Source organism: Amycolatopsis dongchuanensis (assembly GCF_039542405.1).
Lineage (GTDB): Bacteria > Actinomycetota > Actinomycetes > Mycobacteriales > Pseudonocardiaceae > Amycolatopsis_E > Amycolatopsis_E sacchari.
Genome location: NZ_BAABIB010000025.1, coordinates 1 through 15,524, shown reverse-complemented (window position 1 = coordinate 15,524; position 15,524 = coordinate 1). Strand labels below are relative to the sequence as shown.

Genomic DNA, 15,524 nt, shown 5'->3' with positions numbered 1-15,524 from the left:
TAAGACCGCTTGGCCTCCGACTTCGGCTCGCCGCACCGGCGCCTGGCCCGCCGTGCCGGCGCCCGGCCGCCGTGCCGTCACCCGCCCCGCCGCGCCGCCATCCGACCCGCCAGGCGCCCCCGAGTCGCCGCCACTCGGCTCGCCGCACCGGCCCCGGGCACCGGCCCCCCGGCACCACCAGCCCCGACGCCTCGCCCTCCGGCTTTACGACTCCTTCGGCGGGAGCCAGGACAGGCCCGGCACCCCCCACTTGTTGCGCTTGAGCATGCGCTTGGCGTCACGGGCGTGGCGCCCGATCAGCCGGTCGAGGTAGATGTAGCCATCCAGGTGGTCGGTCTCGTGTTGCAGGCAGCGTGCGAAGTAGCCCGTGCCCTCTACCTCGATCGGGTTGCCTTCGACGTCGAAGCCGGTCACCTTGGCCCACTTGGCGCGGCCCGTCGGGTACGACTCGCCGGGCGCGGACAGGCAGCCCTCCCAGTCGTCGTCCGGGTCCGGCATCGTCTCCGGGATTTCGGACGTCTCCAGCTTCGGGTTCACGACGACGCCCTTGTGCCGCACGCCCTCGTCGTCGGGGCAGTCGTAGACGAACACCCGCAGGTCGATGCCGATCTGGTTGGCCGCGAGGCCCACACCCTCGGCGGCGTACATCGTCTCGAACATGTCCTCGGTGAGCGTGCGCAGTTCGTCGTCGAACTTCTCCACCTCGCGCGTGGGGTGGTGCAGCACGGGATCGCCGGCGATGCGGATGGGGTGAATCGTCACGAAGAGCGATCGTACCCATCCGTGGACCGTGACGCGCCGGGCCGTGATCCCGCGCCCGGGGGGTGTCCGCGTGGTTCAATGGCGCCGCGGAACGACAACCGTGTTCTTCGGCGATTTGAGGGAGTCAGATGGACGCCGCGGAGTCGATGGCCGACGGGCGGCCGTCCCCGCCCGATCCCCCTGCCGGCCTGTCCGAGCGCGAGGTCGCCATCCTGGCCTTCGAGCGCCTGTGGTGGCGCTACGCGGGGGCCAAGGAGGAGGCGATCCGCGAGAAGTTCGGCCTCTCGTCGACACGGTACTACCAGTTGCTCAACCAGCTGCTCGAAAAGCCGGAGGCCCTGCAGGCCGACCCGATGCTCGTGAAGCGCCTGCGCAAGGTGCGCACCACCCGGCAGCGCAAGCGGGTCGCCCGGCGGCTGGGGATCGAGGGACGATGAACTTCTTCCAGGGCCTGTCCCGGCCGATGCGTCTCGCCGGTGTGGCGTTGCTCGGCGTCGCGGCCATCGCGGCGATCATCGGCATCGTCACGGCCGTCACCGGCGACAACGGCAAGAACACCGCGGAACCGCCCCCCGCGACGCCGACCGCGACCGCGCCCGGCAGCGAGGTGCCGTCGAGCACCACGCCGCCGTCGTCGACCGCGGGCAGCACGCCGCCGCCCGCCACGGGCACCACCCCGCCGCCCGCGGGCACCGAAGCGCCCGGCACGGCGGGACCGGGTCAGCCGGGTGGCGCGCCCGCGAGCCAGCCGCAGAACCAGAACGGTGGCGTCCCCGCCGACCAGGCCTCGGCGAAGTGGGTGCCGGTGCGCGTCTACAACAACAGCACGATCCACGGCCTCGCCGCCCGCGCGGCCAACGACCTGCGGGCCGACGGCTGGAACGTCGTGCAGGTGGACAACTACCCGTACGGCATCATCCCGACCACCACGGCCTACTACACGCCGGGCACGGACGAGGAGACCGCCGCGAAGTCGCTGGCGAGCTGGTTCAACATGAAGGCCGAGCCGCGCTTCGAGGGCATCCAGAACGCGAGCCCGGGCGTGATCGTCATCGTGACCAATGACTACAAGGGTTTGCGGGCCAAGGGTTCCTGAGTCTGGTTAGTAGGGGAAAGCGCCTTTCCGCCACCGGGTGGGAAGCGCTTTCTGCTGTCGGCCGGGGGTTGTTTGGCGTAGCTGCTGTGGCGGGGCTGGCTTTGCGGCGACGCTGCGCAGTAAGCGGTTTCCGGCGGGGGCGAGTAAGCGCTTGCGGAGGAGTGGCAAGCCACGTATCCGGCAAGCGCTTCCCGCCGTCACTGCGGAAGCGCCCGTGCCACTGGCGGCAGCAAGCGCTTCCCGCGCTCGCCCTGGAAGCGCTCGTGCCGGTTGCGGCAGCAAGCGCTTCCCGCGCTCGCCCTGGAAGCGCTTTCTCAAGGCGCTGGCAGCGGCAAGCGCTTCCCCGCTCGGGTGCAGTAAGCGCCTCCGCGCCCAGCGGTCACCGCGCCTGCTGGCCCTCCGCGTAGGCCTCCAGCGCCGCGAGCTGGGCCGGGTCCAGTGAGGGGCGTACGACCTTCCTCGCGGACTCCAGGTGGGCGGCCGTCACCTCTGCGGCCTCCAGCGACTCCCGCATCGCCGTGAGAGCGGCTTCTCGGATGAGGGCGGCGCAGTCCGCCGCGGAATATCCGTCCAGAGTGGATGCGATCTGCTCCAGGTCCACATCGGACGCCAACGGGGTGTGCCGCGCCGTGGCGCGGAGGATGGCCGCCCTCGCTTCGGCGTCGGGCGGGGGCACGTAGACCCGGCGCTCCAGCCGTCCCGGCCGGAGCAACGCCGGGTCCACCAGCTCCGGCCGGTTCGTGGCTCCCAGGACCACCACGTCCCGCATGGGCTCGACACCGTCCAGCTCGGTGAGCAGCGCTGCGACCACCCGGTCCGTCACGCCCGAGTCGCTCGACTGCCCGCGGCGGGGCGCGATCGCGTCGACCTCGTCGAGGAAGATCAGAGACGGGGCGGCGTCCGCGGCCCGCCGGAACAGCTCCCGCACCGCCCGCTCCGACTCGCCGACCCACTTGTCCAGCAGCTCGGCACCCTTGACCGCGAACACGTTCAACGCGCCCGTACCCGCCAGCGCCCGCAACAGGAACGTCTTGCCACCACCCGGCGGCCCGTACAACAGCACCCCTCGCGGCGGCTCGATGCCGAGCCGCGCAAAGGAATCCGGGTACCGCAGCGGCCACAACACGGCCTCCGTGAGCGACTGCTTCACCTCGGCCATGTCGCCCACGTCATCGAGGCTGAGGCCACCGGTCGCCAGGTTGTCCGAAGTGGACAGCGAGATCGGACGGACGGTGGCGAGCGCGTCGAGCAGGTCCTGCTGCGCGATGCGTGGCTGCTCGGCCTCACGCTGCCTGAGCGCGGCCCGCAACGCCGCGTCCCGGCGCAGTGCGATCAGATCGGCCGCCACGAAACCCGGCGTCTTCTCCGCCAGCGCACCACAGTCCACACCGGACTCCACGGGCACGTCCCGCAGCAGCAGGCGCAACAGCTCGGTGCGGGTCCTGGCGTCGGGCAGTGAGATCGACAGCTCGCGGTCCAGCAGCTCCGGGCCGCGCAGGCGCGGGTCGCACGACTCGGGGTGCGCCGTCGTGGCGACTACGGCGAACCCGGGCTTCGCGAGCGCGTTCCGCAGCTCGTCGAGCACGATCGTCGCCACCGGCGGGCGGTCGGCTGCGGGCAACAGCGCGTCCACGTCGGTGAGCAACAGCACCGTGGGCTCGCCCGGCACCGCCCGCGCGATGGTCTCGCGCAGCGCCGCGGCGGCGGAGTTCGGTTCGAGCACCGCGATGTTCGGCGCGGCGAGGCACAGCACCCGCACGTCCTCGGCAGCGGCCACCGACCGCACCAGCGTCGCCTTGCCGACCCCTTCGGGCCCGGACAGCAGCACGCCCAGCTGGGCCGTCGTGCCCAGCCTGGCCAGCAGCTCCGGCCGCCGGAAGGCGAGATCGAACCACTCGGCGAGCGTGCGGGCCTGCGTCTGTGCGCCCACGAGATCCGTCACCGGCACCGCGGGCACGTCCTCTTCGACCGGCGCCACAGCAGCTGCGACCGGAGCGGGAGATTCCACTGTGGACGGAGGTGCCGGGGTCCCGTTGCGCCAGCTGACGACGGTGGACGGGCCGACCGCCACCACCCCGGCCGGTTCGGTGGCGGTGACGGTGAGCAGCTCGCTGGTCCACGTGGCGCCGATCGCCCTGGACAGCTGCCCGCGCACCGAGGCGACGTCCGCGCCGGGCGGCGGCGCGAGGTCCTGCGGCAGCAGCGACACCGCGTCACCGACCGTGAACACCTTGCCGATCAACGCGAGCCGCAGCGTGTTCGGTGACACCGACCCGCTCGCCAGCCGCGAACCGGCGACCGTCACGCTGCGGGCCGCGGACACCTCCGCGGGCGCGACCACCACCTCGGAACCCTCTGTGACACCGAGGTTGGAGGCTGTCACATCGTCGGCGAGCACGACACCGGGCGGGTTGTCACCGTCGGCGGGGGCCGCCAGGGCAGCCGTGCGGCGTGCGCCCGTGAGGTGCACCGCGTCCCAGGCCCGCAGGCCGAGCGCGTCGAGCACCTCCGGGTGCAGCCGGACGACGCCGCGCCGGGTGTCGAGCGCGGACGGCGTGTGCCGCAGGGTCAGCGTGATCTGGGGGCTGCTCACGCGTTCACCTTAGAGCGAGGACTAGCGGTTGCCCCGTTGCCGGAGGCCGATGCGCCGCCAGCTGCGGCGGCGGTTGCGGTCTTCGCTGTCCGGGGGGAACGTGCGCACGCGCACGACGTGCTCCGGCTGCGTGCGTGGCTGCCGGCCCCCGAGCCTGCCCGCACCCGCGAGCTTCGGCCGCCGCAGGCGGAGGCGGCGGGTGCTGCGGGCTCGCCGGATCGCGCGGCGTTCGGCCAAGGGGGCGTGCCACGCTTCCGGGTGGTTGGCGAGCCAGTGGTAGCGACGCACCGCGTACGGGATGTGCGCGAGGTACACCAGCAGTGCGACGGTGAGCGCCACCAGCGGGTACTGGATGATCGCCGCGGCGAGCAGGCCCACGCCCACGAGCAGCGGCGCGACCGCCTTCGCCGGCGCCTTCACGGTCTTCAGCGACAACGTCGGGATGCGGCTGATCAGCAGCAACGCGATCCCCACCGTCCACACCCACACCACGGGTTCGGACGACCACCAGCCGTCGCCGTACTCCAGGGTCACGATCAGCGGCAGCAACGCCAGCAGACCGCCTGCCGGAGCGGGCACGCCGACGAAGAACTCCTTCGCGTAAGGCGGTTTCTCCACGTCGAGCAGGGTGTTGAAGCGGGCGAGGCGCAGCACGATGCACACCGCGAACACGAGTGAGGTCACCCAGCCGATGCCCTCGGTGTCGGTGTGCCAGATGTAGAGGACGAGCGCGGGGGCGACACCGAACGAGATGGCGTCGGACAGCGAGTCCAGCTCGGCGCCCATCTTCGACGTCGCGTCGAGCAGCCGGGCGATCCGGCCGTCGAGGCTGTCGAGCACCGCGGCGACGCCGATCGCGCCGATCGCCAGCACGTAGTTGTGGTGCAGCGCGAACTGCACGGCCGACAGGCCGGCACACAGCGCGAGCACCGTGATCGCGTTCGGCAGCAGCCGGACGCCCGGGGTCACCACGCGGACCATCCCTCAGTCCTTCCCCTGGGGAAGCTCGGCGAGCGGGGTTTCGCCGCCGATCGTGCGCTGGCCCTTGCTGACCAGCACCCGGCTGCCCTCGGGCAGGTACAGGTCGACGCGCGAGCCGAAGCGGATCAAGCCATAGGTTTCGCCGGCCGCGAGTTTGTCGCCTTCGGCGGTCTGGCACAAGATGCGGCGCGCGACGAGTCCCGCGATCTGGACCACGACCAGTTCGTGCCCGTCCACGGTGCGCAGCAGCAGCGAGTTGCGCTCGTTGTCGTCGCTGGCCTTGTCCAGGTCGGCGGACAGGAACTTGCCCGGCCGGTACGCGACGCGCTCGACTACGCCGCTCGCGGGCGCCCGCTGGACGTGCACGTCGAACACCGACAGGAACACGCTCACCCGCATCCGCGGCTGCGCGGGCAGCCCCAGCTCCGGCGGGGGCGTGGCCTCCTCGATGAGCGAGACGATGCCGTCGGCGGCGGCCAGCGCGAGACCGTCGCGGGCGGGCGGCACGCGCCGGGGCTCGCGGAAGAACGCCGCCGTGGCCAGCGTCGCCAGCCCGCCGAGGACGCCGAGCGGCTTGGCGACGCGGCGCAACAGCAGGGTGGCGGCGATCCCGCCGGCGACGAACGGGCGTCCGGCGGGGTGCATCGGGGGCAGGGTCTCGCGGGCCAGCTGCAAGGCGTGGGCGACGGGGTTGCCGGCCTGTTCCGGCGTCTTGGGGCTCATCACGTTCCCGGGGTAGGTGCAAAGGTCACCGGTTGGTATCGACCGAACCGGGTCCGGCGTGGCGATTCGCCGGTCTGGGTATCCACGCTACCGCCAGTCCGGGGCGGGCCTGGCTGTGAGGGGGAGCGCACTGGGGGCGTGCCTGCTAACACGGAGTCAGATCGGCCGATGCAGACCGTAGTAACAGCAGAGAGGAACCGTCATGCCAGCGCCCGACTTTTCGCCCGAAGGGCGACTTGGCGAGCTGCTCGAATCCTGGCGGCGGGACATCCTGAGCGTGCCGATCCCCCCTCTGGTGGACCTGGCGACGGCGGTCGCGCTCGTCACGGGGACCGGTAAGGCCCCCGATGAGGTCACGAGCGGCGGGTGAGGGTCAGCACCAGCCGCAGCAGGCCCAGCAGCACGACGGCGCCGAGCACGGCGACGCCGAAGCTGGGGAAGTCGAACTCGAACGTCTTCTCGTGGCCCGTCACCAGCCGGTAGAGCAGCCCGCCGAGCGCCGCGCCGACCACGCCGACGAGCACGCTGACCAGGCAGCCCTGCCGCCGCCGGTCACGCCCGCCGATGACGAGGTTGGCGGCCCAGCCGGCCAGCGCCCCGAAGACGATCCACGAGAAGAACCCCATGAGAGGAATCTAGTCGCGCGGAGCGCGTCCGTTGAGGGTGGCGGCGGGGAAGTGGCCGGCCCCTAGAGGAGGAAGACGTCCACCTCGGTGCCCTCGGGGAAGTGGCCGGCCCCTAGAGGAGGAGGACGTCCACCTCGGTGCCCTCGGGCGCCTCGGTCACGTCCTCCGGCAGCACGATGAGGCAGTTGGCCTGGGTGAACGCCGCGAGCAGGTGCGAGCCGGGGCCGCCGCGTGGGCCGACCTCGCCGGTCACCTCGCCCTCGTGCTGCCAGTAGTAGCCGCGGCGGAACTGCCGCCGCCCGGCCGGTGACATCAGCCCCTCCGTCAGCCGCGCGCGCACGCGGTGCCGGTCGACCTTTTCGTGCCCCAGCGCGGTGAGCAGCGCCGGGCGCAGGAACACCTCGAACGACACCAGCACGCTCACCGGGTTCCCCGGCAGGGTGACGACGGGGACGCCGTGCCACCGGCCGTTGCCCTGCGGCCCGCCCGGCTGCATCGCGACCTTCTGGAACCGCACGCCCGCGCCGTCCAGCGCGTCCTTGACCACCTCGTACGCGCCCGCGCTCACCCCGCCGGAGGTGACGACGAGGTCGAACTCCCCGATGCGCGGCTCGACGTTGTCGCGGAACAGGGCGACGTCGTCGATGCTCATCGCGACCTCGGCCTCGCAACCGAGCCCGCGGATCGCGGCGGCGAGCATCGTGCTGTTCGACTCGTAGATCTGGCCGTGCTTCAACGGCTCGGGCGGCAGCACGAGCTCGGTTCCGGTCGACACGACGAGGACCTTCAACGGCCGCCGCACGGTGAGCCGGTCGAGGCCCACGGCCGACGCGAGCCCCAGCTGCGCCGGGCCGAGCACCGTGCCCGCGGGCAGCGCCACCGAACCCTTCGCCACGTCCTCGCCGACGCGCCGCAGGTGGTTGCCCGGCGGCACGGTCTCGAAGACGCGGACGCGTTCGGTGCCGCCGTCGGTGCGCTCGACCATGACAACGCTGTCGGCGCCGGGCGGCAGCGGGGCGCCGGTCATGATCCGGTGGGCCGTGCCCGGTGGCAGTTCGGGCACCTCGACGCGGCCCGCCGGGATGTCCTCGCCCACGGGCAGCTCCACCGGGTGCTCCGCGCTCGCCCCGGCGACGTCGGCCGCGCGGACGGCGTACCCGTCCATCGCCGAATTGTCGAACGGGGGCAGCGAAACCCCGGCGAGCACGTCCTCGGCCAGCACCAACCCGGCGCACTCGGCGAGCGGCAGGCTCACGGTGGGCGCGGTGCCCAGCAGCGAGACGATCTCGGCACGGTATTCGTCGACGGAAACCACGGAGACCATCCTGCCCCGCCGGTCCAGCGTGCGACACTCACCCCGTTTCGATCACCTTCGGGGGAGGTCCGGTGCAGGTCCACACGCGGCACACGCCCACCTTCGGCGTGGCGCGGATCAGTCTGGCGCCGGGGGAGGCGGTCCAGGCGGTGCCCGACACGCTGCTCGCCAGCAGCTTCGGCGTCGCCGAGGTGCAGCCCTCGCGCGGCGGACTGCGCGCGCACGGCAAGGGCGGGCCGTCGGTGTTCACCGCGCCGAAGGAGGGCGGCTGGCTCGACCTCGCCCCGGACGGGCCCGGCGACGTCTACCCGCTGGAACTGGACGGGCGCACCGGGTGGAACGTCAGCAGGCAGGCGTTCCTCGCGCGCCCGGCCACCGTCCGCGTCGACCACGGCTGGCAGGCGCTGCAGGCGCTCTTCGGCAGTGACAGCGGTTTCCTGGAGCACTACAGCGGAACCGGGCCGTTGGTGCTGGCCTGCGCCGGTCCGGTGGACGCGCTGAAGATCGAGCCGGGCGAGCTCATCACGGTGCGCCCGCCCTACCTGCTCGCCTACCCCGACACCGTGCAGTGCAGGCTGCGCGCGATCGACCCGGCGGGGCCGCAGTCGATCCGGACCGGCGAGGGGCTGGCGCTCGACTTCGCCGGACCCGGGACCGTTTTGGTGCAAGCTCGTAAATCTCGGTGAATTGCCCATTGCCCACGGGCGTTATTCCGGTAGCGTGATCGCCATCTTGGGACACCGGATCGGCACGGTATCCCAGTGTTCTTTGGTGGCAAGGAGGACGCCGTGGCAGTCGGCACGGTCAAGTGGTTCAATTCCGAAAAAGGCTACGGGTTCATCGCCTCGCCCGACGGCCCTGACGTATTCGTGCACTATTCGGCAATCCAGTCCGACGGATTCCGCACTCTCGACGAAGGGGACCGGGTCGAGTTCGAGATCCAGGCCGGCCGCGACGGCCGCAGTCAGGCGGCGGACGTTCGCAAGCTCTCCTGAGAGCTGACGCTAGGCTGCCTGTGTGACAGGCGAAGTGTCGGGGGACCTCACCGGTCGCCGGCTGGGCAACTACCGCATCGACGGGGTGCTCGGCAAAGGCGGCATGAGTGTCATGTACAAGGCCACCGACGTCCGGCTCGGGCGCAAGGTCGCCTTGAAGGTGATCGGTGAGCACCTCGGCGCCGACGCGGAGTTCCGCGAGCGTTTCGTCGACGAAGCCCGCAACACCTCGGCCATCGACCACGCCAACGTCGTTCCCCTGTACGACTTCGGCGAGATCGACGGCATGCACTACATCGCCATGCGCCTCGTGGACGGGGCGGATCTGGCGAGTCTCCTCTCGGCGGGCCCGATCGCGCCCGAACGCGCCCTGCGCCTGCTGGACCAGGTCGCGGACGCGCTCGACAGCCTGCACTCGCGCGGCCTCGTGCACCTCGACGTCAAGCCCGCCAACGTGCTCGTCACCAGCAGGGAGTCGGCGCGTGAGCACGTCTACGTCGCCGACTTCGGGCTGACCCGCCGTGGTGCGACCGGGCACCGCACGCGGGGCGGTGACTTCCTGGGCTCGCCGACGTACGCGGCGCCGGAGCACCTGCGTGGCGAGCCGCTCGACGGCCGGACGGACCAGTACGCGCTCGCCTGTGTGCTGTACGCGTGCCTCACCGGCGGCCCGCCGTTCACGGGCGACGTGCCGACGGTGATCAAGGGGCACCTGGCGGGTGAGCCGCCGTCGGTGTCGCGTGCGGTGCAGCTGCCCGCCGCGGTCGACGACGTGGTCCGCCGGGGCATGGCGAAGAACCCCGCGGACCGCTATGAAAGCTGTCGCGCGCTGATCGCGGCGGCGCGCCAGGCGCTCGGTCCGGTGCTGGGCAACGACGCGCAGGCGACCGTGGCGGCCAGGGTGCCGCAGGCCGATGAGCCGTGGGCTTCTGAGCCGACCGTCGAGGCCCGGCCGCAGCAGCCGGGCGGCGCCTGGGCGGGCCCGCCCGGTGCCGGGAACGCCTGGGCCGCGCAGCCGACGGTCGAGGCCCGCCCGCCGCAGCCCGGTCCGTACTCGTCGGGGCCGCACCAGTGGGGCGATCCGCAGTCCTCGGGGCCCCGGCAGTGGGAGCGCCCCGCCGAACCGCAGTCCGGGGGCTGGCACCCCTCCGGGTATTCACAGCAACCCGGCTGGGGGCAGCAGCCGCCGCAGCAGTACGGGCAGGCGTTCCCGCCGCCCGGCTACGGCCACTCGTCCGGGTACTCGACGCCACCCTTCGGTGCGCCCCAGTACGGCTACCCGCAGCGGCAGCAGCCCGCCAAGAAGAAGAGCCTCCTGTGGCTGTGGCTGCTGCTCGGCGCGCTCGTCGTCGCCGGCGGCGTCGTCGCGGCCGTGGTGCTGACGGGCGGCGGCGGGAGCGGGGCGCCGGAGACCACCGCGCCCGACATCCCCGTCGGGCCGACGGGCGGGGCGTCGCAGCCCCCGTCGTCGGGTGGCAGGCCGCCCGCGACGATCTCCATCCGTCCCTCGGCCTGACCAGCACTTCTTGCACTCTCGGGGTGAGAGTGCTAAACACGACCTTGGCACTCGGCACCGTCGAGTGCCAGACAAGAGGTCGGGACGGTGAGGCCGGACCCGGGAGCTTCCGGGGCTGGTCGTCCGTCGCGGGCACCGAGCCTGGCCGAAGGACGTGTCCTGCTGCTGGCAGCAAACCAGGACTGGCCACGCAGCGCCCAATACCGGAGGACAACACCGCAATGGCCAAACTGATCGCGTTCGACGAGGACGCCCGCCGTGGTCTCGAGCGCGGCCTCAACACCCTCGCCGAAGCCGTCAAGGTGACGCTGGGCCCCCGTGGCCGCAACGTCGTGCTCGAGAAGAAGTGGGGCGCGCCGACCATCACCAACGATGGCGTCTCCATCGCGAAGGAGATCGAGCTCGAGGACCCGTGGGAGAAGATCGGGGCCGAGCTCGTCAAGGAAGTCGCCAAGAAGACCGACGACGTCGCGGGTGACGGCACCACCACCGCCACCGTGCTCGCCCAGGCGCTCGTGCGCGAGGGCCTGCGCAACGTGGCCGCCGGTGCCGACCCCATCAGCCTGAAGCGTGGCATCGAGACCGCCGTCGAGGCCGTCGTCGAGCAGCTGCACAAGGCCGCCAAGGAGGTCGAGACCAAGGAGCAGATCGCTGCCACCGCCTCGATCTCGGCCGCGGACCGCACCATCGGTGAGCTGATCGCCGAGGCGCTGGACAAGGTCGGCAAGGAAGGCGTCGTCACCGTCGAGGAGTCGAACACCTTCGGCCTCGAGCTGGAGCTCACCGAGGGTATGCGCTTCGACAAGGGCTACATCTCGGGCTACTTCGTCACCGACGCCGAGCGTCAGGAAGCCGTGCTGGAGGACCCGTACATCCTCCTGTTCGGCTCGAAGATCTCCAACGTCAAGGACCTGCTCCCGGTGCTGGAGAAGGTCATGCAGTCGGGCAAGCCGCTGCTGATCATCGCCGAGGACGTCGAGGGCGAGGCGCTGGCCACCCTGGTCGTCAACAAGATCCGCGGCACCTTCAAGTCCGTCGCCGTCAAGGCTCCGGGCTTCGGTGACCGCCGCAAGGCCATCCTGCAGGACATCGCGATCCTGACCGGTGGCCAGGTGATCAGCGAGGACGTGGGCCTCAAGCTCGAGAACGCCGACCTGAACCTGCTGGGCCGCGCCCGCAAGGCGGTCATCACCAAGGACGAGACGACCATCGTCGAGGGTGCCGGCGACGCGGAACAGATCCAGGGCCGGGTCAACCAGATCCGCACCGAGATCGAGAACTCGGACTCGGACTACGACCGCGAGAAGCTGCAGGAGCGGCTCGCGAAGCTGGCCGGCGGCGTGGCCGTCATCAAGGCCGGTGCCGCGACCGAGGTCGAGCTGAAGGAGCGCAAGCACCGCATCGAGGACGCGGTGCGCAACGCCAAGGCCGCCGTCGAGGAGGGCATCGTCGCCGGTGGTGGCGTGGCTCTGCTGCAGGCGTCCAAGGCCGCGTTCGAGGGCCTGCGCCTGTCGGGTGACGAGGCGACCGGTGCCAACATCGTCAAGGTGGCGGTCGAGGCTCCGCTCAAGCAGATCGCCGTCAACGCCGGCCTCGAGGGCGGCGTCGTGGCCGAGAAGGTCAAGGGTCTGCCCGAGGGTCACGGCCTCAACGCCGCGACCGGCGAGTACGAGGACCTGGTCGCCGCCGGCGTCATCGACCCGGCCAAGGTGACCCGCTCGGCGCTGCAGAACGCCGCTTCGATCGCGGCGCTGTTCCTGACCACCGAGGCCGTCGTCGCCGACAAGCCGGAGAAGGCCGCGGCCGCTCCGGCGGGCGACCCGTCCGGTGGCATGGGCGGCATGGACTTCTGATCAGTCCAGTCGGTCGAAAAGAGCTCGGAGGGGGCTTCGGCACTTCGGTGCCGGAGCCCCCTTCGGCGTTTCCGGGTCACTCGGCGGTGTCTTCCGGCGTCAGGAGCCAGCACGCGGCGTAGATGATCGCCGCCGTGCCGGCGCTGAAGACGGTCGCGGCGACCGCGGCGATCCGGACGACCGACACGTCGACGCCGAGGTAGTCGGCCCAGCCGGCGCACACGCCGGAGAGCATGCGGTCGGTCGTGCTGCGACGGAGTTTCCTGGTGGTGTGCACGCTGTTCGTCATGACCCCATGGTGGGCGCCGCGGCCCGCGGGAACATCGGGGAACGGCCCTGAGCCGACCCCGGTTTCCACCCCTGACCTGGAGTTGCTCCACGTGGGCATCGGGCGGCCTCGGCGATAGAGTCGGGACCATGCCGGGATCTTTGCTGGGGACCGAGGTGCGCCGGGTCGAGGACCCGGAACTGCTGCGCGGCCAGGGCACGTACGTGGGCAACCTGCGCATCGAGGGCGCGCTGTACGTGGCGTTCGTGCGCTCGCCGTTCGCGCACGCGCTCGTCACCGCGATCGACACCACCGAGGCCGCGAAAGCGCCGGGGGTCGTCGCCGTCTACACGTCCGAGGACCTGGGGCTGCCCGCCCTGCCGCCGTTCATCGAGCTGAACCCGAAGTGCGCGCGGTACCCGCTGGCGAGCGACCGCGTGCGGTTCGTGGGCGAGCCGGTGGCGGTCGTGGTGGCCGAGACGCAGACCGCCGCGGTGGACGCGCTGGAGCTGGTCGACGTCGACTACGAGCCGTTGCCCGCCGCGGTCGACCTCGAGGAAGCGCTGGACCCCGACGCGCCGACGCAGTTCCCCGAGCTGGGCAGCAACATCGCCGCCGGTAACCGGGACGCGGACGACGACGTGCTCGCGGGCGCGGACGTCGTGGTGCGGGCGCGCATCGAGAACCAGCGCCTCGCCGTCGCGCCGATGGAGGGCAACGCGATCGCGGCCCTGCCCGGTGACGACGAGTTCGACCTGACCGTCTACGTCTCCACCCAGATGCCGCACGGGTTCCGCAGCGCGGTGGAGAAGGTCTTCGGCCTGTCCGCCGAGCGGATCCGGGTCATCGCGCCGCACGTGGGTGGCGGCTTCGGCGGCAAGGCGGGGATGACGGCCGAGTACGCCGTGGTCATCGAGGTGTGCCGCCGGCTCGGCAGGCCCGCGCGCTGGACCGAGACCCGCTCGGAGAACCTGCAGTCGATGCCGCACGGCCGCGCGCAGGTGCAGTACGGCGAGCTGGGGCTGCGGTCGGACGGCAAGATCGTCGGCCTGCGCTGCCGCGTGATCGGGGACGCCGGCGCGTACGCGGGCTTCGGTGGCGCGCTCGCGCTCGGGCCGACGCGGACGATGGCGCAGGGCGTCTACGACATCCCGAAGATCAGCTACGCGGGGATCGCCGCGCTGACGAACACCACGCCGGTGGGTGCGTTTCGCGGTGCGGGGCGGCCCGAGGCGGCGGCGATGCTGGAGCGGCTGATGGACCTCGCCGCGGCCGAGCTGGACCTGGATCCGGCGGAGCTCCGGCGGCGCAACTTCCTCAAGCCCGAGCAGTTCCCGTACACCACGCTGACCGGCGCGAGCTACGACAGCGGTGACTACGACCTGCCGCTGCGGGAGGCGTTGCGGCTGGCGGGGTACGAGGACCTGCGGGCCGAGCAGGCGCGGCGGATCGAGGCCGGGGAGACGGTGCTGCTGGGCATCGGCATGTCGGCGTACGTGGAGATCACCGGTGGTGGCGCGGGTGAGTTCGCCTCGGTCGAGATCGACACCGACGGCGGGGCGACGATCAAGGTCGGCACGTCGGGCCACGGGCAGGGGCACCCCACGGCGTTCTCGATGATCGTCGCGGACGCGCTGGGTCTGCCGCTGGAGCGGGTGCGGTTCGTCCAGTCGGACACAGCGACCGTGCCGCGTGGTGGCGGCACGGGTGGTTCGCGATCGTTGCAGCTGGGCGGCAGCGCGGTGCGGCAGGCGTCGGACCTGGTGCTGCGCCGGGCCAAGGAACTCGCGGCGACGCAACTCGAAGCGGCGGTCGAGGACATCGAGCTCACGGACGACGGCGCGCTGGGCGTGCGGGGCGTCCCCACGGCGACGATGACGTGGGCGGAGGTCGCCACGGCCGCCCAGAACGAAGGCCGCCCACTCGCCGAGGAGACCGACTTCAAGCCGGACGGCGCGACGTTCCCGTTCGGCGCCCACGTGTCCGTTGTGGAGGTCGACACCGAAACCGGGTACGTGAAACCGTTGCGGCACATCGCTGTTGACGACTGCGGGCGCGTGCTGAACCCGCTGCTGGTGCGCGGGCAGCAGCACGGTGGGGCGGTGCAGGGCATCTCGCAGGCACTGTGGGAGCAGGTGTCGTTCGACGAGGACGGCAACCCGGTGACAGCGTCCTTCGCGGAATACCTGGTCCCGTCGGCCGCCGACGTGCCCGACCTGGAGGCGGCCAACACGGAGACGCTGACCCCGAGGAACCTCATGGGCGCCAAGGGAATCGGCGAATCCGCCACGGTCGGCTCGACCCCGGCGGTGCAGAACGCGGTGATCGACGCCGTCCGGCACCTGGGCGTCCGGCACATCGACATCCCGGCCACACCCCAGCGAGTCTGGCGCGCCATCCGCGACGCGAAGGCAGGCACCCCGAGCGATCCGTGGCGTGAGCCCCCGGCCGCGTTCGAGACCCTGCCGGTCAGGGAGAGCGCCAAGTCCGAGGACGCAGACGAGGCGGTGGCGTAGAACGCCACCCACCCACCCGGGAGTTGGGTGATCATCCCGTCGCCTGATACCGGGCGATCACTTTGAGGAGCAGCCGCAACCTTTTTCGAGACTCGCGCTTGCTATGCCAGGCTTGCGGCTGGTCCTCAAAGTGATATGCACAAACCGCAGGCGACGGGATGATCACCCAACTCGACCACCTCGCCAAGGTGAGATCCCTTTGGGGCCCCGATCATCCTGGAGCCTGCCCGCCGGCCAATACCGCTAAGTTAGTACGTTTTACCTGGTCAGGGCGTTACCG

Annotated in this window: 15 protein-coding genes; 8 read left to right on the top strand and 7 right to left on the bottom strand. The window is 71.6% G+C overall.

From position 1 onward, the window contains the following. Positions 1-204: 204 nt before the first annotated feature. The gene (locus ABFX51_RS05575; protein WP_091516992.1) at positions 205-762 is read right to left on the bottom strand and encodes a peptide deformylase; all 558 of its coding nucleotides are present in this window, start codon (positions 760-762) and stop codon (positions 205-207) included. A gap of 128 nt (positions 763-890) precedes the next feature. Here ABFX51_RS05575 and ABFX51_RS05570 point away from each other — a divergent pair, with 128 nt between their 5' ends. Both ABFX51_RS05570 and ABFX51_RS05565 read left to right on the top strand, forming a co-directional pair. Next, positions 891-1,199 carry a DUF3263 domain-containing protein gene (locus ABFX51_RS05570; RefSeq protein ID WP_091516989.1) on the top strand — a complete coding sequence of 103 codons (309 nt, stop codon included), beginning with the start codon at positions 891-893 and terminating at the stop codon, positions 1,197-1,199. Further along, the gene (locus tag ABFX51_RS05565; protein WP_091516988.1) at positions 1,196-1,858 is read left to right on the top strand and encodes a LytR C-terminal domain-containing protein; all 663 of its coding nucleotides are present in this window, start codon (positions 1,196-1,198) and stop codon (positions 1,856-1,858) included. Before ABFX51_RS05570 ends, ABFX51_RS05565 begins: the two co-directional genes overlap by 4 nt. Before the next feature lie 379 nt (positions 1,859-2,237). On the opposite strand, the gene ABFX51_RS05560 is transcribed toward ABFX51_RS05565, so the two are convergent. The 3 genes from ABFX51_RS05560 to ABFX51_RS05550 are packed head-to-tail and all read right to left on the bottom strand — an operon-like array spanning position 2,238 to position 6,155. Continuing rightward, on the bottom strand, positions 2,238-4,451 hold the full coding sequence (locus ABFX51_RS05560; protein ID WP_346052592.1) for an AAA family ATPase: 2,214 nt from the start codon (positions 4,449-4,451) through the stop codon (positions 2,238-2,240). A gap of 21 nt (positions 4,452-4,472) precedes the next feature. Continuing rightward, positions 4,473-5,432, bottom strand: coding sequence for a CDP-diacylglycerol--serine O-phosphatidyltransferase (gene pssA, locus ABFX51_RS05555; protein ID WP_091516982.1), 960 nt, complete (start codon positions 5,430-5,432; stop codon positions 4,473-4,475). A gap of 3 nt (positions 5,433-5,435) precedes the next feature. Continuing rightward, a complete protein-coding gene (locus tag ABFX51_RS05550) occupies positions 5,436-6,155 on the bottom strand; it encodes a phosphatidylserine decarboxylase (RefSeq protein WP_091516979.1) in 720 nt (239 codons plus the stop codon). A gap of 202 nt (positions 6,156-6,357) precedes the next feature. Here ABFX51_RS05550 and ABFX51_RS05545 point away from each other — a divergent pair, with 202 nt between their 5' ends. Beyond that, entirely contained in the window at positions 6,358-6,525 is a 168-nt protein-coding gene (locus tag ABFX51_RS05545; protein WP_177229018.1) for a hypothetical protein, read from the top strand. On the opposite strand, the gene ABFX51_RS05540 is transcribed toward ABFX51_RS05545, so the two are convergent. Together ABFX51_RS05540 and moeA are read right to left on the bottom strand one after the other, a co-directional pair. After that, a complete protein-coding gene (locus ABFX51_RS05540) occupies positions 6,509-6,781 on the bottom strand; it encodes a GlsB/YeaQ/YmgE family stress response membrane protein (protein ID WP_091516977.1) in 273 nt (90 codons plus the stop codon). The two genes, ABFX51_RS05545 and ABFX51_RS05540, sit on opposite strands and share 17 nt — an antisense overlap. Before the next feature lie 112 nt (positions 6,782-6,893). Beyond that, entirely contained in the window at positions 6,894-8,096 is a 1,203-nt protein-coding gene (gene moeA, locus ABFX51_RS05535) for a molybdopterin molybdotransferase MoeA (protein ID WP_346052590.1), read from the bottom strand. A 71-nt stretch (positions 8,097-8,167) separates the two neighbouring features. On the opposite strand from moeA, the gene ABFX51_RS05530 reads away from it, so the two are divergent. The 4 genes from ABFX51_RS05530 to groL all read left to right on the top strand — a co-directional run bounded on the left by ABFX51_RS05530 (position 8,168) and on the right by groL (position 12,460). Then, the gene (locus ABFX51_RS05530; RefSeq protein WP_091516972.1) at positions 8,168-8,782 is read left to right on the top strand and encodes an AIM24 family protein; all 615 of its coding nucleotides are present in this window, start codon (positions 8,168-8,170) and stop codon (positions 8,780-8,782) included. A 102-nt stretch (positions 8,783-8,884) separates the two neighbouring features. After that, positions 8,885-9,091: a cold-shock protein gene (locus ABFX51_RS05525; protein ID WP_091517009.1), complete on the top strand. Its 207-nt coding sequence runs from the start codon at positions 8,885-8,887 to the stop codon at positions 9,089-9,091. 22 nt (positions 9,092-9,113) lie between these two features. After that, complete coding sequence (locus ABFX51_RS05520; protein WP_091516970.1) at positions 9,114-10,607, top strand: serine/threonine-protein kinase; 1,494 nt, start codon at positions 9,114-9,116, stop codon at positions 10,605-10,607. A gap of 221 nt (positions 10,608-10,828) precedes the next feature. Next, entirely contained in the window at positions 10,829-12,460 is a 1,632-nt protein-coding gene (gene groL, locus ABFX51_RS05515; protein WP_091516967.1) for a chaperonin GroEL, read from the top strand. 76 nt (positions 12,461-12,536) lie between these two features. On the opposite strand, the gene ABFX51_RS05510 is transcribed toward groL, so the two are convergent. Next, positions 12,537-12,749, bottom strand: coding sequence for a PspC domain-containing protein (locus ABFX51_RS05510; RefSeq protein ID WP_091516965.1), 213 nt, complete (start codon positions 12,747-12,749; stop codon positions 12,537-12,539). A gap of 128 nt (positions 12,750-12,877) precedes the next feature. Between ABFX51_RS05510 and ABFX51_RS05505 the strand changes: the two genes are divergently transcribed. Continuing rightward, complete coding sequence (locus tag ABFX51_RS05505; RefSeq protein ID WP_091516963.1) at positions 12,878-15,244, top strand: xanthine dehydrogenase family protein molybdopterin-binding subunit; 2,367 nt, start codon at positions 12,878-12,880, stop codon at positions 15,242-15,244. Positions 15,245-15,524 lie beyond the last annotated feature (280 nt).